The 19,416-nt window shown below is 70.8% G+C and carries 19 protein-coding genes; 12 read left to right on the forward strand and 7 right to left on the reverse strand.

The window, feature by feature from the left end; translation table 11 throughout:
* Position 1 precedes the first annotated feature (1 nt).
* The gene (locus BOSE46_RS19160) at positions 2-376 is read left to right on the forward strand and encodes a YchJ family protein (RefSeq protein WP_159541769.1); all 375 of its coding nucleotides are present in this window, start codon (positions 2-4) and stop codon (positions 374-376) included.
* Positions 377-383: 7 nt separating this feature from the next.
* Here the strand turns inward: BOSE46_RS19160 and BOSE46_RS19165 are convergent, their stop codons facing one another.
* Complete coding sequence (locus tag BOSE46_RS19165; RefSeq protein WP_159541771.1) at positions 384-746, reverse strand: hypothetical protein; 363 nt, start codon at positions 744-746, stop codon at positions 384-386.
* 130 nt (positions 747-876) lie between these two features.
* On the opposite strand from BOSE46_RS19165, the gene BOSE46_RS19170 reads away from it, so the two are divergent.
* From BOSE46_RS19170 to BOSE46_RS19200, 7 genes are all read left to right on the forward strand, one after another.
* On the forward strand, positions 877-2,964 hold the full coding sequence (locus tag BOSE46_RS19170; protein ID WP_159541773.1) for a tetratricopeptide repeat protein: 2,088 nt from the start codon (positions 877-879) through the stop codon (positions 2,962-2,964).
* A gap of 90 nt (positions 2,965-3,054) precedes the next feature.
* Positions 3,055-3,339, forward strand: a complete 285-nt coding sequence (locus BOSE46_RS19175; protein WP_159541775.1) for a hypothetical protein — start codon at positions 3,055-3,057, stop codon at positions 3,337-3,339.
* Between the two features lie 150 nt (positions 3,340-3,489).
* On the forward strand, positions 3,490-4,014 hold the full coding sequence (locus tag BOSE46_RS19180; RefSeq protein WP_201299681.1) for a hypothetical protein: 525 nt from the start codon (positions 3,490-3,492) through the stop codon (positions 4,012-4,014).
* A 48-nt stretch (positions 4,015-4,062) separates the two neighbouring features.
* Positions 4,063-4,701 (forward strand): ABC transporter ATP-binding protein, encoded by a 639-nt coding sequence (locus tag BOSE46_RS19185; protein ID WP_159541777.1) that lies wholly within the window; start codon positions 4,063-4,065, stop codon positions 4,699-4,701.
* Positions 4,698-6,185: a DUF6297 family protein gene (locus tag BOSE46_RS19190; protein ID WP_159541779.1), complete on the forward strand. Its 1,488-nt coding sequence runs from the start codon at positions 4,698-4,700 to the stop codon at positions 6,183-6,185. Before BOSE46_RS19185 ends, BOSE46_RS19190 begins: the two co-directional genes overlap by 4 nt.
* 98 nt (positions 6,186-6,283) lie before the next feature.
* Positions 6,284-6,814 (forward strand): hypothetical protein, encoded by a 531-nt coding sequence (locus BOSE46_RS19195; RefSeq protein WP_159541781.1) that lies wholly within the window; start codon positions 6,284-6,286, stop codon positions 6,812-6,814.
* Positions 6,811-7,314, forward strand: coding sequence for an RNA polymerase sigma factor (locus BOSE46_RS19200; RefSeq protein ID WP_159541783.1), 504 nt, complete (start codon positions 6,811-6,813; stop codon positions 7,312-7,314). Before BOSE46_RS19195 ends, BOSE46_RS19200 begins: the two co-directional genes overlap by 4 nt.
* 3 nt (positions 7,315-7,317) lie before the next feature.
* Here the strand turns inward: BOSE46_RS19200 and BOSE46_RS19205 are convergent, their stop codons facing one another.
* The gene (locus BOSE46_RS19205) at positions 7,318-7,929 is read right to left on the reverse strand and encodes a TetR/AcrR family transcriptional regulator (protein ID WP_159541785.1); all 612 of its coding nucleotides are present in this window, start codon (positions 7,927-7,929) and stop codon (positions 7,318-7,320) included.
* Between the two features lie 103 nt (positions 7,930-8,032).
* On the opposite strand from BOSE46_RS19205, the gene BOSE46_RS19210 reads away from it, so the two are divergent.
* Entirely contained in the window at positions 8,033-9,472 is a 1,440-nt protein-coding gene (locus tag BOSE46_RS19210) for an MFS transporter (protein WP_201299682.1), read from the forward strand.
* A 76-nt stretch (positions 9,473-9,548) separates the two neighbouring features.
* Complete coding sequence (locus BOSE46_RS19215; protein WP_159541789.1) at positions 9,549-10,085, forward strand: anthrone oxygenase family protein; 537 nt, start codon at positions 9,549-9,551, stop codon at positions 10,083-10,085.
* On the opposite strand, the gene hutI is transcribed toward BOSE46_RS19215, so the two are convergent.
* The 5 genes from hutI to hutH are packed head-to-tail and all read right to left on the reverse strand — an operon-like array spanning position 10,046 to position 16,720.
* Positions 10,046-11,188 carry an imidazolonepropionase gene (hutI, locus tag BOSE46_RS19220; protein ID WP_159541791.1) on the reverse strand — a complete coding sequence of 381 codons (1,143 nt, stop codon included), beginning with the start codon at positions 11,186-11,188 and terminating at the stop codon, positions 10,046-10,048. The genes BOSE46_RS19215 and hutI overlap by 40 nt on opposite strands.
* Positions 11,185-12,315, reverse strand: coding sequence for a formimidoylglutamate deiminase (locus BOSE46_RS19225; protein ID WP_236551805.1), 1,131 nt, complete (start codon positions 12,313-12,315; stop codon positions 11,185-11,187). The genes hutI and BOSE46_RS19225 overlap by 4 nt, the downstream gene beginning before the upstream one ends.
* Entirely contained in the window at positions 12,312-13,484 is a 1,173-nt protein-coding gene (locus BOSE46_RS19230) for an allantoate amidohydrolase (protein ID WP_159541793.1), read from the reverse strand. Before BOSE46_RS19230 ends, BOSE46_RS19225 begins: the two co-directional genes overlap by 4 nt.
* A 48-nt stretch (positions 13,485-13,532) precedes the next feature.
* On the reverse strand, positions 13,533-15,197 hold the full coding sequence (hutU, locus tag BOSE46_RS19235) for a urocanate hydratase (RefSeq protein WP_159541795.1): 1,665 nt from the start codon (positions 15,195-15,197) through the stop codon (positions 13,533-13,535).
* Entirely contained in the window at positions 15,194-16,720 is a 1,527-nt protein-coding gene (gene hutH, locus BOSE46_RS19240; RefSeq protein ID WP_159541797.1) for a histidine ammonia-lyase, read from the reverse strand. Before hutH ends, hutU begins: the two co-directional genes overlap by 4 nt.
* A 79-nt stretch (positions 16,721-16,799) precedes the next feature.
* Between hutH and BOSE46_RS19245 the strand changes: the two genes are divergently transcribed.
* Both BOSE46_RS19245 and BOSE46_RS19250 read left to right on the forward strand, forming a co-directional pair.
* Positions 16,800-17,543, forward strand: a complete 744-nt coding sequence (locus BOSE46_RS19245; RefSeq protein WP_159541799.1) for an IclR family transcriptional regulator — start codon at positions 16,800-16,802, stop codon at positions 17,541-17,543.
* A 56-nt stretch (positions 17,544-17,599) separates the two neighbouring features.
* Positions 17,600-19,408 carry a CocE/NonD family hydrolase gene (locus tag BOSE46_RS19250; RefSeq protein WP_159541801.1) on the forward strand — a complete coding sequence of 603 codons (1,809 nt, stop codon included), beginning with the start codon at positions 17,600-17,602 and terminating at the stop codon, positions 19,406-19,408.
* Positions 19,409-19,416 lie beyond the last annotated feature (8 nt).

The raw sequence follows: 19,416 nt of genomic DNA on the forward strand, positions 1-19,416 counted from the left end.
GGTGAGTCGCTGCCCCTGCCTGAGCGGGATGACGTACGACGCGTGCTGCGGCCCGCTGCACGCGGGAGCCGCGGTCGCGCAGACGGCGGAGCAGCTGATGCGCTCGCGCTACAGCGCGTTCGCGGTCGGCGACCCCGACTACCTCCAGGCGACGTGGCACGCCAGCACCCGCCCGAAGACACTCGAGCTCGACAGCGATCGTCGCTGGTACCGCCTAGACATCCTCCGCACCGAGCGCGGCGGCCCGTTCGACACCGACGGGGTCGTGGAGTTCCGGGCGTACCACCGCTCCTCCGATGGCAAGGGCAGCCAGCACGAGGTCAGCCAGTTCGTCCGCGAGGACGGCCGCTGGTGGTACGTCGACGCGGTCGGCTGAGCCGCAGCTACTTCTGCTTGGTGTACGTCTGCTGGTTGCGGACGACGGCGATCTTGCGGGTCGCCGAGCGTCCGGACGCCGGCAGCGTGGCCTTGATCTCGTACTCACCGGGCGCGACCAGCGCGGCCAGCTTCAGGGTTGCCGTCACAGGTCCCGCGGCCGGAGCCGTCAGAGTCTGCGTGACCAGAGTGCCAATGGCGATGACGCACACCTCGCCCGACGGGACACCCGTGACGGTGACCTCCACGTCGGAGTCGGGGACCACGATGTCCGGTGCCGAGACGGACAACCCCCGGCCGGAGAACAGGTTCCCGATGATCGGGGACTTGGCCAGACCGCGCAGGAAACGGGACAGCGGAGACGAGCTCATGGCGCACCTTTCGTCGTCCCTCTTGGGTGCACAGTAGCGATTTTCGTTGGCGAGACAGGCTGATTTCGCAGCAAGGCACCCTCTGGCCCCCCTACCCTGAGGTCAGGAGGGGCAGTGCAGGAGGTTGCCCATGCCGGACGCGCCGCGACCCGCTTCGGTCCGCGACCTCCTCGGCGTGCACGGCGACGCCGAGCGCCTGCTGCAGGCCGTCGTCGGTCTCGGACCCCGAGCCATCGCGACGAGCACGGCCGACGACTGGGAGGCCGTGGCTGTCATCGTGCAGTCCGGTGACCGCTATCCGGCGGCGATGGCGTGGCGAGCCGGCTACGCGCTCTACCACCTGGGTCACACCGAACGGGCCGAGCACTTCTTCGGGCACGCCGACCGGGCAGAGCTCGACGACGCCGAGCGGGCCCAGTTCTGCGCGGCCTGGGCGTCGAGCGCGTGGGGCTGCGGGGACGCGGACCGCAGCGAGGCGCTGGGGCTCGAGGCGTTCGAGGCGGCTGAACGAAGCGGTGACGACACGGCGCTGACCTGGGCCTGGGAGAGCCGCGCCATGCTCGCGTCTATCCACGGCGAGCCGCGGGAGAACCTGCACGCGCACCAGCGCGCCCTCGACCATGCGGAGGCCGCCGGCGACATGCTGATGGAGTCCCGCATCCGCAACAATCTCGGCTCCGTGCTGTTCGACCAGGCCCGCTACGTCGAGTCCCTCGACCAGTTCGAGCACGCCCTTCGGCTGGCGAACGGCATCGGCCACCTGTCCTCCATCGCGCTCGTCCGGCACAACGTCGCCGACGTCATGCTCAACCTCGGCCGGATCGACGAGGCGCTCGTCGAGGTGGAGGCGGCCCGCGCGATCTGGGCGGGGCTCGAGTCGCCGATGGTGGGTGCGGCCTGGCAGCTGCTCGCCGACATCCAGCGGGCACGCGGCAACACGGCGCAGGCCGCGATGGCATACGGGGAGGCCGTCGCCGTCGCGGAGGAGTCCGGCGACACCCAGACCCTCGTACCTGCACTCACGGGTTCGGCGCTGATCCATGTCGCCACCGATCCAGCCGGTGCCGAGGAGACCGCACGCCGTCTGCTCTCCCTGCCGTCCGCAGTAGGTCTCCTGCCGGGCAACCTGACGGTCGGCTGGGTCGTGCTGCATGCGGGTGATGCCGAGGCGGCCGCCGCCTTCGCGAAGGAGGCCCTCGCGGAGGCCTCCCGGCGCCACGCCCGCGCCTGGCTGGCGGAGGCCCTCGAGCTGTCCGCCCTCTCGGCCAACGACAACCGGGAGGCGCAGCTGCAGGAAGCGGCCTCCATCTGGCAGGAGATCGGCAATCCCATCCGGCTGCAGGTCAACCGGATCGTGCAGGCGCACCTGTTCGGCAGCCCGTTCACCGAGCAGCTGGCCCGCTCGGGGCTGCGATCGCTCGGCGTCCAGGAGGACGCGTACGGCATCGCCGGCCCGCTGCACGCGATCTGGCCCCGGGCCGGGGAGCACCCGGTGCACGTCCACGTGCTCGGTACGTTCGTGCTGTCCCTGCACGGGCGCCCGGTGACCGGCTCGGAGTGGCCGTCGCGCAAGGCGCGCGACATCCTCAAGGTGCTCGCAGGGCGCGGCGCCAAGGGGATCCGGCGCGAGGCACTCGCCGACCTGCTGTGGCCCGACGACGCCGACCCCGGCAGCAAGCTCTCGGTCGCCCTGTCCCAGCTGCGCCGCGTCCTGGACCCCCACAAGTCGTACGGGACGGACCACTTCGTGCATGCCGACCGGGCCAGCGTGCGTCTCGTGACGGCCCACGTCGAGGTCGATGTCGCCGACTTCATCGTTGCCGCACACGAGTCGCTCGCCGTCGCGCGGGCCGGGAGCCCGGACGCCATCCAGATGCTGGAGGCCGCTGCGGCGATGCACACCGGAGAGTTCCTCGAGGAGGATCTTGCCGAGGACTGGCCCGGCGAGATCCGCGACGAGGTCGAGGCGCTCGGCAACGAGGTCATCCGGGTGCTCGCGTTCGCGCTGCAGGAGGGCCCCGATCCCACGCGTGCCGTCCCCTGGCTCGCGCGCCTGCTGACGTACGACCCGTTCGACGAGTCGATCTATGCCGCGCTGATGCGGATCCTCTCGGCAGCCGGCCGTCACGGCGAGGCACGGCGCCACCATCATGCGTACGTCCTGCGGATGCGCGAGATCGGCGTGCCCTCGATGAGCTGGGACGACATGGCGGCCTGACCCACGCGCGCCGGTCTCAAACCTTTCGCAACGTTCTCTCAAGGCCCGTCTCAGAAGGTGTCGACATCACTTCGACACCAGGAGATTCACATGGCCACCATCAACTACCCGTTCACCTCCGCCGCTGCTCACGCCGCCCACTCGCTCCCCCGCCTCGTCCGGGCGGTCCTCACCCGGCTCGCCGCGATCGCGGCACTCTGCGTCGGTGCCATGGCGGTCGCCGGCTTCGCCGACCGCGGACCTCTCGGCGACGCTCTTGACGGCTGGGCGGCGCTGTCCGTGATGGGTTCACTCATCGTCGTGGCCGTCCTGTCGATCGCCACGCTCGGCGCTGCTGACACGCACTCCGACTCGGACCTGTTTGACATCCGTTGAGAGCCACGTACGAGGAGCGCCGACGCAGGGGATCGGCGCTCCTCGTACGTCCTGGGGAGTACGGGAAGATACCCGCGCGAGTGGATGTGCCCGGCGTACGGGCGGGCGACGATGCAGGGGTAGGAACCGCCCGCACCGACAGGACCTCTCATGACCACGACGACCCCGCTCGACCGTCGCCCGCGCCGGCTGCCCCAGCGGTGGCGCAAGACCGTGCTGATCCTGCACATCGTCTCCGGCGTCGGCTGGATCGGCGTTGACTTCGCCCTGCTGCCGCTGGTCATCACCGGCCTCACGACAGATGACGGCGAGACAGCGGCCGCGAGCTACCGGGCGATCGCCACGCTCGTGCCGTGGACGATCCCGGCGCTGTCGCTGCTGATCCTGACCACCGGCGTCCTGCTCGGTCTCGGGACCAAGTGGGGACTGATCCGCTACTGGTGGGTCGCCACCAAGCTCGTGATCTCGCTGCTGCTGACCGTCCTGGTGTTCATCGCCCTGCTGCCGGCTGTGTCGTCGCTGGAGGTCACGAGCGCCACCACCGGTGACGACGTACGCGCCGCGCTCGACGATCCCGCGGTGTTCCTCTACCCGCCGGTCGCCTCGTGCACGCTGCTCGTCGTCTCGGCGATCCTTTCGGTCACCAAGCCCTGGGGTCGACGCGGGAAGCGTTGATCGCGGCGTCGCGCCTGCAGCCGCGGATCCTGCAGATACCGTGACGACATGTCCCAGACACCTCCGTTGCTCCGGGTCCGGGGGTTGCACCGCCGCTTCGGTGACCTGGACGTGATCGTCGACCTCGATCTCGAGGTCGACGCGGGCCGGGCCCTCGCGATCACGGGGCCGAACGGCTCCGGCAAGTCGACGGCATTGCGCTGCATCGCCGGGTCCGACGAGCCGACCGCAGGGACGGTCGAGCTCGACGGCAAGACGCTGGACGAGCGGTCGCCGGCCGTGCGACGTGACCTGGCCGTCGTGCTGGACGACATGAGCTTCTTCCCCGACCTCAGCGTGGTCGAGCACCTCGACCTGCTGGCGCGCGCTCACAGCATCGAGGACATCGAAGGCGTGGTCGACGCGGTGCTGACCGATGTGGGACTCCTGGGCCAGGCCGGTCGGCTGCCCGGCACCCTGTCGTCGGGGCAGCGACGGCGACTGGCCCTCGCCACGGCGTTCGTACGCCCGCGGCGCCTGCTGATCCTCGACGAGCCGGAGCAACGGCTCGACAGCGCCGGGCTCACCTGGCTCGCAGAGCGGCTCAATGCGGAGAAACGTGACGGCCTCGGCATCCTGCTGGTGAGTCACGACGCGGCGCTCGTCGAATCGGTGGCCGACGACGTCCTGGCCCTGGAGCCTCGGTGACCCGAGCCTCCCGGCGCGAGGTTCGCGAGCTGCGCCAGCAGGCGCGGGAGTGGCGCCGAGGGCGTGCCGACACGACGCTGATGGAGGTGCTGTCGGACGCCTACATCGCGCTGTTCGCGACCTGCATGCTGTCCGCGATGGCCGTCAGCGCGGTCCACCAGACCCGGCTCAGCATCTCCGCCAGCTGCACCACGACGGAGTGCACCGACGCGCGGTTCTCGTCCGCCTGGGTCTGCGTCACGGCCATGATCGCGGTGACGCTGGTGGCCGGGCGTGCCGTGGGCCCGGTCCAGGTGTCACCTGCGGAAGGTTCGTGGCTGCTCGCGACGCCCGTGGATCGCGCAGCAGTGCTGCGTCCGCGGCTGGGACTGGTGGCGGCGGTGACCGCGCTGTGTGCAGCGGTGGCCGGATCGGTCGCCTCCACCCTCGCAGGATTCGGCGCCCCCGCGATCGGCCTCGTCGCGGCTGCCGCGACGGCGAGCGGGATCGCCGCAGCCATGTTCGCCGCGCTGGTCCAGCCCCACGACGGGTGGGCCACGCGCCTCCTCACCTGGACCTTGGGTGTTGCCACGTGGATCGCGTTGGTGCTGATCGCTGCCGACGCCGTCCCGGCGGCGCCGACGTCCGCCCCGTGGGCCATCACGACCGGAGCAGCCGTCACGGGCGCGATCTGGATCGGCGCGGCGGTGCTGCTGGTCGCGAGCGCGCGGAACCTGTCCCGCCTCCACCACAACCGGCTCGTCCCAGGCGGCGCGCTGCTGGCCAGCCTGTCCGGTGCGCTCGCCGGTCTCGACCTCACGGTGATGTACGACATCCTGATCGCGCAGAAGTGGCTGACGAGGGCCACCGTCACGCCGGTCCGCAGCGGTCCGAAGGGCCCATGGGCTCTGGTGTGGCGGGACGTCATCAGGCTCCGCCGCTCGGTGCCCTCGCTGGTGATCCTGGCTGCGGCTGCGGTCGTGCCCTACCTCGTCGTGGCGGTCGACCTCGGCGCGCTCGCGGTGCTCGCCGGCGCCCTCACACTGTTCGTGACCGGCGTGCCTCTGTGCTCAGCCCTGCGTACGACGAACCGCAACCTCGGGCTCATGCGATGCTTCCCGATGCCGCCCGAGACGGTGCGCGCCGCGTGCCTCGTCGTGCCGGCCGCGCTCACCGGCGTCTGGTCACTCGCGACCCTTCCGGCCATGCACTCCGCGACCTCCGCGACGTGGGGTGCGAGCCTCATGATCGCGGCCGCCATGGCCGTGACGGCACTGGCCGCGATGGCCCGCTGGATCCTGGCACCACCGCCCAGCTACGCCCAAGGGCTCGTGGCCTCTCCTGCCGGCGGCATCCCGCCCGGGCTCGCGTTCAGCCTGCTCCGCGGGTTCGACGTGCTGATCCTGGCGACCGCGCCGATCCTGATCTCGCCCACCTCCACCGGAGCGGTGATCTCGCTGCTGCTCGCCACCGGTGTCCTGGGCATCGTCGTCAGGCGCAACTGAGCGGTCAGATCAGACAATTTTCTTGCTTGATTGGACGACCGGCCTGTTTGGATACATGTACGGGGCGTACGGATCATCCTCGTTCGTCAGGAGACGACATGCCATCCTCGCTCGACGACCTGCTCGCCAGCTCGACCCCGGCCACCACGCCACGCACGGCAGAGCTCGACCGAGAGCTCGCCGTAGTGGTCAGTGCTGCCGAGGTCGCAGCGACCGCACCGTCACGCCGCCGCAAGCGGATCGCGATCGTCAGCCTCGCCACGATCGGAATCCTCGGGGCCGGCGCCGCGGCCGGCGCCACCGGTCTGCTGCCGACGCCGTGGTTCGACGATCCAGCCGCTCGGACGACGCAGACCTCGCCAGATGGCAAGACCTGTGATCTCGCCTTCAGCGCCAAGGGGCTCCACGACCCGGCCCATCCCGTCAACGAGGCCACGCGCGCCGAGACGATCGCCGCCGCAGACGCGTTCCTCAAGGGCTTCGACTTCTCGACGATCGAGCAATACAAGGGCGACACCATGCGGGCCGAGCTCGCACGCCGCCTCAGCGCACATCTCGCCCAGCAGGGTCTGCCGCCGGAGGCAGTCAGCGTTGCCGCGATGGCCTCGTGCTTGGGCAGCGACCAGTGACGGCGAACGACCGGGCGAAGATCCGCTCCGCGTTCCGCGACACGGCTCCCGACCTTCTTGCGTACTTCGAGCGCCGGCTCACCGATCGCGAGGAGGCCGCAGACCTCCTGGGCCAGACGATGCTGACCGCCTGGCGCCGGGTCGACAAGCTGCCGGCCGATCCGGAGCGGCAGCGCATGTGGCTGTTCGTCATCGCGGCCAACACGCTGTCGAACCATCGGCGTACGTGGCAGCATCGCCTGGACCTCGCCGATCGGCTGCGCGAGCACCTCGCCACCACTGCTCCGGCACCTGCGGCAGGAGAGGCGCACGCCGTACGCGATGCCGTGCTGCGGCTCCGCGACGCGCAGCGTGAGCTCGTCATGCTCATCCACTGGGATGGCTTCACGATCGTCGAGGCAGCGGAGATCCTCGGCCTGAACGCGTCAACCGCCCGCAGCCGGTACGCGGCCGCCAAGGACGCCCTGCGGCGGGCGCTGGTCGAGGCGAGCGCTGGCTGACCGTCAGGCCGGCGGGGTCAGCATCGTCACGAGCGTGTCGACGAATGCTGGCCGCGGCTGGATGCCCTTGCGGCTGCCGATCAGCTTGGGCACGGCGGCGCGCTGGAACCCGTCGTTGACGATCATCGACGCGATGACCTTGGGGTCCACGTCGGCGCGGATGATGCCGGCTTTCTGCTTCATCGCGACGTACGCTCCGATGCCCGCAATGCCTCGATGGGGTCCGTAGTCGCTCTCGAGCATGTAGGCGTGCAGCGAGTCCCGGAGCCCGGCATCGGACTGCGCCGCCATCATGACGTCGAGGCTGGCGTTGAGGAATGTCTCGATCGACTCCGACATCCCGGTGATGGTCGTACGGAGGTCGTCATCGGCGCTGGGGTCGATCGCATCGAGGTGCAGCGGCCCCAGCGCTCGCTCGAAGACGGCCTTGAGCAGTCCGAACCTGTCCTCGAAGTGATAGAACACGCTGCCTTCCGAGACGCCGGCCCGCTCGGCGACCTCGCGGGTCGTCAGCTTGGCCATGCCGCGCTCGCGCAGCAGGTCGTGCGTGGCGCGGAGGATCTCCTCGCGCCCTCCTGAGGGCGGTCGGCCGCGACGCTTCCCGGTGGTTGTCATCCACGTCACCCTATCGGGCAACAGCAGTTTCTCCATCTTTATTGAGTTCTCACTCAGGATGTGTCACCTTTATCTGAGTAGCGACTCAATAAAGGGGAAGTCCATGTCATCCACCACCGCTGAACCCTCAGTCCTCGCGACGTCGCGGGGCAAGCTGATCCTCATCCTGTTGTGCGCGGTCGGGTTCCTCGACCTGATCGATGTCACGATCGTCAACGTCGCCCTGCCGGCCATCCGCGACGACCTCGGGTTCTCCGTCCAGGAGCTCCAGTGGGTGCCGAGCGCATACCTCCTGACGTACGGCGGCTTCATGCTGCTCGGCGGCCGGGCGGCAGATCTCCTGGGCCGCCGCCGCGTACTGGTCGCCGGCATCACGTTGTTCGGCATCGCGTCGCTCGTCGGCGGCTTCGCCGACACCTCCACCGTGCTGGTGGGTGCCCGGCTCGTGCAGGGCGTCGGCGCCGCGCTGACGATCCCCGCGACCCTGTCCATCATCACCACGACCTTCACCGACGGCCCGGACCGTCACAAGGCCTTCGGCGCCTGGGCCGCGGTCGGCGGTCTCGCCTCGGCCGTGGGCGTCCTGTTGGGCGGCGTGCTAACGGAGGGACCGGGATGGCGGTGGGTCATGTTCATCAACCCGGTCATCTGCGCGATCCTGCTACCAGCGATCTACGCACTGATCCCCGACGACCGCCCGGCCGAGCGCCGGCGGGGATTCGACCTGGTCGGCACGGTCCTGGCGACCGGAGCCATGCTGCTGCTGGTCTACACGCTCGTCGAGGCCCCGGATCGCGGCTGGGACGCGACCCGCACGATCGCCGGACTGGCCGGGACCGTGGCTCTGACGGCGTCGTTCATCTGGGTCGAGAGCCGCACCCGCAACCCGCTCGTCCCGTTCACGATCTTCCAGGTGCGCGGGCTCGCGGCCGCCAACATCACCCAGTTCGTCGCGTTCGCCGGGTTCATCTCGATGTTCTTCTTCCTTAGCCTCTACATGCAGGGCATCCTCGGTTTCTCGCCGATCCAGACGGGACTGGCCTATCTCCCGGTCTGCGTCGTGATCGGTGTCTCGGCCGGCATCGCGACAGCGTTGATCGCCAAAGTGGGCACCCGCGTCCTCGTGGTGACCGGTGGCCTGATCACGGCTGCCGGGGTCTACCTGTTCTCCTACATCCGGGTCGACGGCTCGTACGTCTCGGACCTGCTGCCGGGCATGATCGTGATGTCGCTCGGCATCGGGCTCGTCTTCGTGGCCCTGATCAACGCCGCCAACGCGGGGGTGCCGGAGGAGCAGGCCGGCCTCGCCGCTGCGCTGCTCAACTCGTCGCAGCAGGTCGGCGGCGCACTGGGTCTCGCCGTCCTGTCGGCGATCGCGACCTCGCGCACCAACAGCCTGCTCGAGGCTCACACGGTCGCACCCGACGCCATGGTCGAAGGATTCCAGCGCGGCCTGCTGGTCGGTGCGATCTTCCTCGCCGCCGGCGCCCTGATCGGCCTGCGTACGACCAACACCCACGAGCTGCAGGAAGCGGCGGCATGAGCGAGCGCCAGCGAGCGAAAAATCAGGACTTCATGCCGCGGCCTCCTTACCGTTGCTTCTCCGAGGAGGCGGCGGCATGATCGAGGCGGTCGCCAGGGTCGTCGGCCTGGTGTTCGGCGGCATCTTCACGGGCTTCCTGATCACGGTGATGGTGCTCGAGCTGTCCCTGCGGGACGCCGGCGCCTCGGTCTACACGCAGGTCCGGCAGGTCGAGCTCGACCACCTGGATGCACTCGCGACCGCGACCCTGCTGCCGACGGCCGTCGCCACGATCGTGCTGTTCTGCGTGGGATTGAAGTGGGGCAGACCCGGACTCGGCCTGCACTCGGTCGCGCTGGTGCTCCTGCTGGTCGTCTTCATCGTCACCGTCGTGATCAACCTGCCGATCAACGCCGACCAGCGTGACTGGTCGGTCGCCCACCCGCCGAGCGACTGGGCCAGCGACCGCGACCACTGGCAGGTCGCGCATGTCGTACGGACAGCGGCGACCGTGATTGCATACGGCTGCCTCATCGTCGCGTCGGGCGTGCACCGGCGGCGCCACGGGACCGAACCCGTCGCGGCCGAGTGGGATCAGCTGACGGCCGCCACCAGTGGGACGCCGGGACGGTAGGCCAGGTGGACGAAGGACGGGGCGTTGAGCACCGCATAGTCGGCCGTGGCGCCGACGGCGAGATGACCGACATCGTCGCGACGCAGAGACAGCGCCCCGCCCTTGGTCGCCGACCACAGGGCCTCACGCGGGCTCATGCCCATGTCGCGCACGGCGACGGCGACGCAGAACGGCATCGACGACGTGTAGGAGCTCCCGGGGTTGCAGTCGGTCGCGAGCGAGACCGTGACACCGGCATCGATCAGCCGGCGGGCGTCCGGGTACGGCTGCCGGGTCGAGAACTCGACGCCCGGCAGCAGCCCGGCGACCGTGCCCGAGCCGGCGAGGGCGTCCACGTCGGCATCGCTGAGGTACGTGCAGTGGTCGGCCGCGGCCGCGCCGACCTCGACCGCAAGCTGCACGCCGGGGCCGTGGCCGAGCTGGTTGGCGTGGATGCGCGGCAACAGCCCGGCGGCGATGCCAGCCTCGAGCACCGTCCTCGCCTCGTCCGCGCCGAACGCACCGTCCTCGCAGAACACGTCGATCCACCGGGCGTACGGTGCGCACTTCTCGAGCATCGCCCCGGTGACCAGGTCGACGTACGCCGCGACGTCGCCCCTTGAGCCTGTCGAAAGGTCGGGGACGACGTGGGCGCCGAGGAACGTGGTCTCCTCGGTGAACTCCTGCGCGATCGCGAGCGACCTCGCCTCATCGAGCACCGTGAGGCCGTAGCCGCTCTTGATCTCGGCGGTCGTAGTGCCCTGCGCCCGCATCTCCGCGAGGTGGCGCGCGACGTTGGCGCGGAGCTGCTCGTCGGGCGCGGCCCGCGTGGCGGCGACGGTCGTGCGGATGCCGCCGGCGGCGTACGGCTCGCCGGTCATCCGTGCCTCGAACTCCGCGGAGCGGTCGCCGGCGAACACGAGGTGCGTGTGCGAGTCGACGAACCCGGGGATCACGGCGGCACCGCCGACATCGTTCGAGGAGTCGGCTGCCGGCGCATCCACACGATGCCCGAACCAGGAGACGCGGCCGCCCTCGACGACGAGCGCGGCGTCGTGCAGGATCGGCCGGTCGGCGTCCCACGTGACGAGCTCGCCGATGTTGGTCACCAGGTGCGAGGTCATGTGCGACTCCAGCACGCGTCGATCGCCGCCGCTAGCCGATGCGCGACATCGCCGCGGTCCCCGACGACGTCCTCCGCACTCGCCGCCCACAGCAGCTCGTCCGCGCCGGCCGTGCGTACGGACTCGCCGACCTCTATCGGGTCCCCCGCAGCGAAGCCCAGCGACCCGTGACCCGTCGCACCCGCGGCCTGCCACAGCTGCTCTGCGGTCCAGGCGCCTCGCACACCCGAAGCCAGGCGCTGGTGCATCTCGACGGCGCGGGCCTCGGCGAACATGTCGATCACGGTATTGCTGTCCGAGCCCAGTGTCAGCCTCGCGCCGGCCTCGCGGAGCGCCACGCTCGGCCCGATGCCATCGGCGAGCTCGGCCTCGGTCGTCGGGCAGAAGCACGCGTACGCCCGGGCATCCCCCAGAGTCGCGATGTCGTCAGGCGTGAGGTGGGTGGCGTGCACGGCAGTCGTCCGCGGCGTCCACGCCCCGGCCTCCCCCAGCAGCGCGACCGGGGTCAGACCCGTGGCGGCGAGGCACTCGTCGTTCTCGGCGGGTTGCTCCGAGACGTGCACGTGCAGCGGCGCAAACGGGAACGCAAACGCCACGGTGGGCAGCTGGTCGCGGGGGACGGCGCGTACGGAGTGGATCGCGGCGCCGATCACGACGTCGTCCTCGCCGGCGTGCTTGCGGGCGAGATCCTCGACCCGCGTCGCCCAGCTGTCGGCATCGCCGTCGCTGAACCTCCGCTGCACGCCTTCGACTTCTCTGCTCCTTGAGCTTGTCGAAAGGCCGAACCCTGCCGCGAGGTAGCACGTGTCGAGCAGCGCGATGCGTACGCCGGCCTCGCGGGCGGCGGCGATCAGTGCCTCGCCCATCGCGTTCGGGTCGTCGTACGGCTGGCCGTCGGGGCCGTGGTGCAGGTAGTGGAACTCGCCGACGCTGCGGATGCCCGCGAGGTGCATCTCGGCGTACGTGGCCCGGGCCAGGTCGAACAGCAGGTCGGGGTCGAGCACCGCCGCCAAGGCATACATCTGGTCGCGCCACGTCCAGAACGAGTCGGCGCCGGTGACCCGGCCGCGGAGTGCCCGGTGGAACACATGGCTGTGGCAGTTGGCGAAGGCCGGGACGGTCGTCACGCGAGGGACCTCACGACCGCGGTCAGGGCATCGACGCCGGCCTCGCAGTCCGCCTCGTCGGCGAACTCTGCCGGCGAGTGCGAGACGCCGGTCGGGTTGCGGACGAACAGCATCGCGGTCGGCACGTACGGGCTGAGGACTCCCGCATCGTGGCCGGCGCCGGTCGGCAGGACGGGTGCGTCCAGCAAGCTGGCGAGCCGGTCGCGCAGCGGCACGTCGAACTCGACGGCCGGGCTGACCGACTCGGCCGTGAGCGTGACCGTCGTGCCGTCGCGGTCGGCCGCGGCGCGCGCCTGGCCAACGAGGTCGTCGACCATCCGGTCGAGCTCACCCTCGTCGGCTGCGCGGGCGTCGAGCCACGCCCGTACGCGTGACGGGATCGCGTTGGTGCCACCCGGCTCGACCTCGAGCCGTCCGAACGTCGCCCGCGCACCGGCGTCAGTGGCGAGCTGGCGGGAGGCCAGGACCGTCGCGGCGTACGCCTGCATCGGATCGTGTCGGTCCTGCATCAGCGTGGCCCCGGCGTGGTTGGCCTCACCACAGAAGTCGAGCCGCCAGCGGCCATGCGGCCAGATCGCGGTCGCGACGCCGACGGCCGCGTCTGAGTGGACCAGCGATCGGCCCTGCTCGACGTGGAGCTCGACGAACGTCCCGATGCTGTCGAGGAGGTCGGTACGCCCGACGTTGCGCGGGTCACGACCGCGGGCGGTCATGACCTCGGCCATCGTGAGGCCGTCGCGGTCCTTGAGGCCCAGGGCCTTGTCGGCGCTGAGCGCTCCGGTGACGAGCTGCGATCCGGCGCACGCGATGCCGAACCGGGCGCCCTCCTCGTCGGCGAAGTTGCCCACGACGACCGGCCGGCTCGGGGCGAGTCCGTCGGCGCGGAGCCGGTCAACGGCGGCGAACGACGAGACGACGCCGAGTGGTCCGTCGTACGCTCCGCCGTCGGGCACCGAGTCGAGGTGCGAACCGATCAGCAGCGCGTCGGTGCCTGAGCCCCACCACGCGAACTGGTTGCCGTTGCCGTCCTCGACGAGCTCCATGCCACGAGCCGCCGCCTCACCGGCGAACCACTCCCGCAGCTCCATGTCGGCATCGGTCCACGCGAACCGCCGATAGCCGCCGGTCCCCGCATCCCGCCCGATCGAGGCGATGTCGTCAAGGGTCATCGCGCGTCTCGTGGTTTCGAGGCTACGGCCGCAGGCGGCCTCCGCTCCTCAACCACCGGTCGGACCCTCCAGCATCGGGACGCGGAGACCGCGCTCCTCGGCGACCTCGGCGGCGCGGTCGTAGCCCGCATCGACGTGGCGCATGACACCGGTGCCCGGGTCGTTGACCAGGACGCGCTCGATCTTCTGAGCAGCGAGGTCCGTGCCGTCCGCGACGATGACCTGACCCGCGTGGATCGATCGGCCGATGCCGACGCCACCGCCGTGGTGGATCGACACCCATGTGGCACCCGACGCGGTGTTGAGCAGAGCGTTGAGCAGCGGCCAGTCGGCGATCGCGTCGGAGCCGTCGGCCATCGACTCGGTCTCGCGGTAGGGCGACGCGACCGATCCGGAGTCGAGGTGGTCGCGGCCGATCACGACCGGAGCGCTCAGCTCGCCGGAGGCCACCATCTCGTTGAAGCGCAGCCCGGCGAGGTGCCGCTCCTGGTAGCCGAGCCAGCAGATGCGCGCCGGCAGGCCCTCGAAGTGCACCTTCTCCTGCGCCTTGGTGATCCAGCGCGCCAGGTGCTCGTCCTCGGGGAACAGCTCGAGGATCGCGCGATCGGTCGCGGCGATGTCGGCCGGATCGCCCGACAGCGCGGCCCAGCGGAACGGGCCCTTGCCCTCGCAGAACAGCGGCCGGATGTACGCCGGCACGAAGCCGGGGAACTCGAAGGCGCGCTCGAACCCGCCGAGCCGGGCCTCCTCGCGGATCGAGTTGCCGTAGTCGAAGACCTCGGCGCCGGCATCCATGAAGCCGACCATCGCGCGTACGTGCTTGGCCATCGACGCGCGCGCCCGGTCGGTGAACCCGGCGGCGTCGCGCTCGGCCTCGGCGTGCCAGTCGGCGACCGAGATACCCTCGGGGAGATAGCTCAACGGGTCGTGCGCGCTGGTCTGGTCGGTGACGATGTCGACCGGCACGCCGCGCTCGAGCAGCTCGGTGAACACGGTCGCCGCGTTGCCGACGATGCCGACCGACAGGGCCCGGCGCTCGTTCTTGGCGGCCACCGCACGGTCGATCGCCTCATCGAGATCGGTCCAGTACTCGTCGAGGTAGCCGTGCTTGACCCGCCGCTCGAGCCGGGTCTCGTCGACGTCGACGACGATCACCGCGCCGTCGTTCATCGTCACGGCCAACGGCTGCGCGCCGCCCATGCCACCAGCGCCGCCGGTCAGCGTCAACGTGCCGGCGAGGGTGCCGCCGAACCGCTTGCGCGCCACTGCGCCGAACGTCTCGTACGTCCCCTGCAGGATGCCCTGCGTGCCGATGTAGATCCATGAGCCCGCGGTCATCTGGCCGTACATCGTGAGGCCCTCGGCCTCGAGCTTGCGGAACTCCGGCCACGTCGCCCAGTCGCCGACCAGGTTGGAGTTGGCGATCAGCACGCGCGGCGCCCACTCATGCGTGCGGAAGACGCCGACCGGCTTGCCGGACTGCACCAGCAGGGTCTCGTCGTCCTCGAGGGTCTCGAGGGTGCGGACGATCGCGTCGTACGCTTCCCAGCTCCGCGCCGCGCGACCCGTGCCGCCGTAGACGACCAGGTCCTCGGGGCGCTCGGCCACCTCAGGGTCGAGGTTGTTCATCAGCATGCGCATCGGCGCCTCGGTCTGCCACGACTTCGCGGTCAGGGTCGAGCCGTGGGCAGCACGAACTGTGGGTCGGGTCATCGGGAACTCCTTGAGTGAGCAGCGTCCAGAAGGGAGCCGTCGCGGACGAGCTCCGTGGCGGCTTCGAGGTCGGGTGACAGGTGGCGGTCAGGTCCGGGGCCGTCGACCCGCGTACGCAGCAGGGCGATCGCGGCACCGGTCGCGGCCGACGGCTCGAGCGGGGCCCGCAGGTCGATGCCACGGGCGGCCGTGATGATCTCGACCGCCAGCACCCGGGTCAGCAGGTCGACGGACGTCCGCAGCTTGCGGGCGGCGGACCAGCCGAGCGACACGTGGTCCTCCTGCATCGCGCTCGACGGGATCGAGTCGACGCTCGCCGGCACCGCGAGCCGCTTGAGCTCGGAGACCATCGCAGCCTGCGTGTACTGGGCGATCATGTGCCCCGAGTCGACGCCGGGGTCGTCGGCGAGGAACGGCGGCAGGCCCTGGCTGCGCGTCACGTCGAGGAACCGGTCCGTCCGTCGCTCGCTCATGCTCGCGACGTCGGCGACCGGGATCGCCAGGAAGTCCAGCACGTACGCCAGCGGTGCGCCGTGGAAGTTGCCGTGCGACTCGATGCGCCCGTCGTCGAGCACCGACGGGTTGTCGATCGCCGACGCGAGCTCGCGGCCCGCGACCGTCGCCGCGTGCTCGAGGGTGTCGCGGGCGGCGCCGTGCACCTGCGGGGCGCAGCGCAGCGAGTACGCGTCCTGCACCCGGCCGTCACCGTGCCGGTGGCTCGCGACGATCGGCGACCCAGCAAGCAACGCCGCCATGTGCGCCGCCGACTCGGCCTGACCCGGGTGCGGGCGCAGCGCCTGCAGGTCGGCCGCCAGCACGCGGTCCGTCGCCATGAGCCCCTCAATGCTCATCGCGGCAGCGAGGTCGGCGGTGTCGAGCAGCCGGCGCAGGTCGTGCAGCGCCAGGACGAGCATGCCGAGCATCCCGTCGGTGCCGTTGATCAGCGCGAGGCCCTCCTTCTCGGCGAGCTCGACCGGCTCGAGCCCGTGGGCTGCGAGCGCCTCGGCCGCAGGGCGTACGACGCCGTGGTCGTCGATCTCGCCCTCACCCATCACCGCCAGCGCGCAGTGCGACAGCGGCGCGAGGTCGCCGGAGCAGCCGAGGCTGCCGTACTCCCGCACGACCGGCGTCAGCCCGGCGTTGAGCATCGATGCGTACGCCTCGGCAGTCTCCAGGCGTACGCCCGTGTGCCCGCTCGCGAGGGTCGAGAGGCGCAGCAGCATCAGCGCCCGCACCACCTCGTCCTCGACGCGCGGTCCCGTGCCCGCGGCGTGCGACCGGATCAGGCTCTTCTGCAGCTGGGTGCGCAGGCCGGGCTCGATGTGCCGGGTCGCCAGCGCGCCGAAGCCGGTCGAGATCCCGTAGACCGGTACGTCCGACGCGGCGAGCTCGTCGACGTACGCCCGAGCGCGCTTGATCGCGTCACGGGCGTCCGGGCTCAGCTCGACCGTGGCACCCTCGCGCGCCACGCGCACGACATCCTCCGGCGCGATCGCGCCCACTCCCACCGTCACATGTGCCATGAGTCCATTGCACGCCTGCGGGACTCGCCCCGCCACACTCCACGGGCGGATCCTGTCTCGCATACAAGACACTGGTGCCATGTCCCGACCCGTGCCCGCCGCCACCGCCGCCCTGCGGGTGCTCCGCTTCCTGTCGGGGCAGCCGGTCCCGGTCTCGGCCACGCACATCGCCGGCGCGCTCGACCTGCCCCGGTCGTCGGCGTACCACCTGCTGACCGCGATGGCCGCCGAGGACTTCGTCGTCCACTACCCGGAGGACCGCACCTGGGGCATGGGCATCGCGGCATGGGAGGTCGGTCACGGCTTCGCCAGGCAGGAGCCGCTGGCCCGCCTCGCCCGTACGCCGCTGGCCCGGCTGGTCGACCGGGTCGGCCAGTCGGCACACCTCGTCGTCCTGCACGGCGCCGACGTCCTCTACGTCATCGAGGAGCGCGCCCCCGGACGGCCGCCCCTCGTCACGGATGTCGGCGTACGCCTGCCGGCGCACCTGACCGCCTCGGGGCGCGCGATCCTCGCCTCGCTTCCGGCCGCGCAGGTGACGGCGCTCTATCCCGGCAAGGCCGCGTTCACGTCGCGCACCGGTGCCGGTCCGCAGTCGCCGACCGAGCTGCGTCGGCTGCTCGTCACGACTCGACAACGCGGATACGCAACCGAGGACGGGGAGGTCACCGAGGGGTTCGCGTCGATCGCGGCGCCCATCGACGCCGGCACGATCCATGCTTCGGTCGCGGTCACCTGGGAGAGCCGCGCACCGGCCGGCGACATGGTCGCGGACGTACGCGCGACGGCCGCCGAGATCGCCCGCCGCCTCCGGCGTACGTGACCTGAGCCACACCTGGCTCGTTGGGTGACTGATCGGTAACACCCACTAGGAGTCACATGCGCACGAGCCGTCCCCTCCTCGCCCTCGCGGCCCTGGCGCTCGCCGCCGCGCCGCTCGTCGCCGCGCCGACCAGCGCCCAGGCCGCCGTGACTGTGAAGGTGACGCCGCTGCACTTCAAGGTCAACATCGGCCCGACCGGCTCCGAGGTGTGCGACATCGTCGGCGACCTCTACACCCCGTCGACCGCCACGTCGGCCCACCGCGTGCCCGCGCTCCTCACGACGAACGGCTTCGGCGGCTCCAAGGACGACCAGGCCGGCCTCGGCCAGCGATTCGCCAGCCGCGGATACGCCGTGCTGAGCTACTCGGGCCTCGGCTTCGGCGGTTCGGGCTGCAAGATCACCCTCGACGACCCGGACTGGGACGGCAAGGCCGCCAGCCAGCTCGTCAGCTATCTCGGCGGCAAGAGCGGCATCGCGTTCGCCGACGCCAAGCACACGATTCCGGCCCCCGTCCTCAACGTCGTGCAGCGCGACGCCAAGGACCACACGGGGCACGCCGCCGCCAACGACCCCCGCGTCGGCATGGTCGGCGGCTCGTACGGCGGCCAGGTGCAGTTCGCGGCCGCCGCCGTCGACAAGCGCGTCGACACGATCGTCCCGGTCATCACCTGGAGCGACCTGTCGTACTCCCTCTCGCCCAACAACACCTCGCAGACCACCGGCGTCCAGACCTCGACGCCCGGTGCCGCCAAGCTGGTGTGGGCCCTTGGTTTCTCGGGGATCGGGATCGCCGACGGTGTCACCAACGCCGCCGGCGATCCCGGGCGTCTCATCGGCTGCCCCAACTTCGCGTTCTTCGTCTGCCCGGCCCTGCTCGTCGCCGCCACGACCGGCACGGTCGACCCGTCCACGACGGCCTCCCTGCGGCACGCCTCGGTCAGCAGCTACGTCAAGAAGGTGACGATCCCGACGCTGGTGGTCCAGGGCCAGAACGACACCCTGTTCAACCTCAACGAGGGCGTCGCCAACTATCGCGCCCTCCAGGCCCAGGGCACCCCGACCAAGATGATCTGGTTCAGCGGCGGCCACTCCGGGCCCAACGCGCCGGGCGAGTTCAGCTTCGGAGCACCGAACCCGGCCACGGAGCACGTGACGCGCCGGGTCTCGGACTGGCTCGACCACTACCTCAAGGGGTCGTCCGCCAGCACCGGCCCGGAGTTCGCGTACTTCCGTGACTGGGTGCCCTACACCGGCATCGCGACCCCGGCATACGGCTCGGCGTCGACCTATCCGGTCGGCACCGCGACGAAGTATTACCTCTCCGGATCGGCCCTGACGACCAGCTCGTCGGCGCTCAAGGTCGCGACACAGAGCTTCCTGACGCCGATCGCCGGGCTCCCGACGTCGATCGATCCGCTGGACGTCGTCGGCAGCGCGCTGCCACTGCCCGAGCTCGACCTGCCCGGCACAGCGGCATCGTGGACGACGGCGGCGCTGACCAAGAACGTCGACGTGGTCGGCTCGCCGAGCCTTCGTCTGCAGGTCAGCTCGCCCACCGCGGCGCTCACGCAGGGCCTCGGCTCGACCGGCCAGCTCGTGGTGTTCGTCAAGGTGCTCGACGTCGACCCGGCCGGCAAGGCATCGCTGATCCACAACCTGATCGCGCCGGTACGCGTGCCGGACGTCACCAAGCCGTTCACCGTGACGCTGCCGGCCATCTCGCACCGGTTCGCGACCGGCCACCAGCTGCGGCTCACGGTTGCGGGTGGCTCGACCAACTACCGCGGCGGCCTGACGCTCAACACCGTCGGCATCACGAGCGGCAGCACGAGCCAGGCGCTGACCCTCCCGGTCGTGAAGTAACCCGTACG

This window comes from Aeromicrobium sp. 9AM (assembly GCF_902506105.1).
Taxonomy (GTDB): domain Bacteria; phylum Actinomycetota; class Actinomycetes; order Propionibacteriales; family Nocardioidaceae; genus Aeromicrobium.

Bases quoted from the DNA above. Each gene is read 5' to 3' on its own strand.
- BOSE46_RS19195 (WP_159541781.1), top strand. From the start codon at position 6,284: ATGCCATCCTCGCTCGACGACCTGCTCGCCAGCTCGACCCCGGCCACC.
- BOSE46_RS19245 (WP_159541799.1), top strand. From the start codon at position 16,800: ATGTCCCGACCCGTGCCCGCCGCCACCGCCGCCCTGCGGGTGCTCCGC.
- BOSE46_RS19180 (WP_201299681.1), top strand. From the start codon at position 3,490: ATGACCACGACGACCCCGCTCGACCGTCGCCCGCGCCGGCTGCCCCAG.
- BOSE46_RS19175 (WP_159541775.1), top strand. From the start codon at position 3,055: ATGGCCACCATCAACTACCCGTTCACCTCCGCCGCTGCTCACGCCGCC.
- hutU (WP_159541795.1), bottom strand. From the start codon at position 15,197: ATGACCCGACCCACAGTTCGTGCTGCCCACGGCTCGACCCTGACCGCG.
- BOSE46_RS19230 (WP_159541793.1), bottom strand. From the start codon at position 13,484: ATGACCCTTGACGACATCGCCTCGATCGGGCGGGATGCGGGGACCGGC.
- hutI (WP_159541791.1), bottom strand. From the start codon at position 11,188: ATGACCTCGCACCTGGTGACCAACATCGGCGAGCTCGTCACGTGGGAC.
- BOSE46_RS19215 (WP_159541789.1), top strand. From the start codon at position 9,549: ATGATCGAGGCGGTCGCCAGGGTCGTCGGCCTGGTGTTCGGCGGCATC.
- BOSE46_RS19210 (WP_201299682.1), top strand. From the start codon at position 8,033: ATGTCATCCACCACCGCTGAACCCTCAGTCCTCGCGACGTCGCGGGGC.
- BOSE46_RS19205 (WP_159541785.1), bottom strand. From the start codon at position 7,929: ATGACAACCACCGGGAAGCGTCGCGGCCGACCGCCCTCAGGAGGGCGC.
- hutH (WP_159541797.1), bottom strand. From the start codon at position 16,720: ATGGCACATGTGACGGTGGGAGTGGGCGCGATCGCGCCGGAGGATGTC.
- BOSE46_RS19170 (WP_159541773.1), top strand. From the start codon at position 877: ATGCCGGACGCGCCGCGACCCGCTTCGGTCCGCGACCTCCTCGGCGTG.
- BOSE46_RS19250 (WP_159541801.1), top strand. From the start codon at position 17,600: ATGCGCACGAGCCGTCCCCTCCTCGCCCTCGCGGCCCTGGCGCTCGCC.
- BOSE46_RS19185 (WP_159541777.1), top strand. From the start codon at position 4,063: ATGTCCCAGACACCTCCGTTGCTCCGGGTCCGGGGGTTGCACCGCCGC.
- BOSE46_RS19165 (WP_159541771.1), bottom strand. From the start codon at position 746: ATGAGCTCGTCTCCGCTGTCCCGTTTCCTGCGCGGTCTGGCCAAGTCC.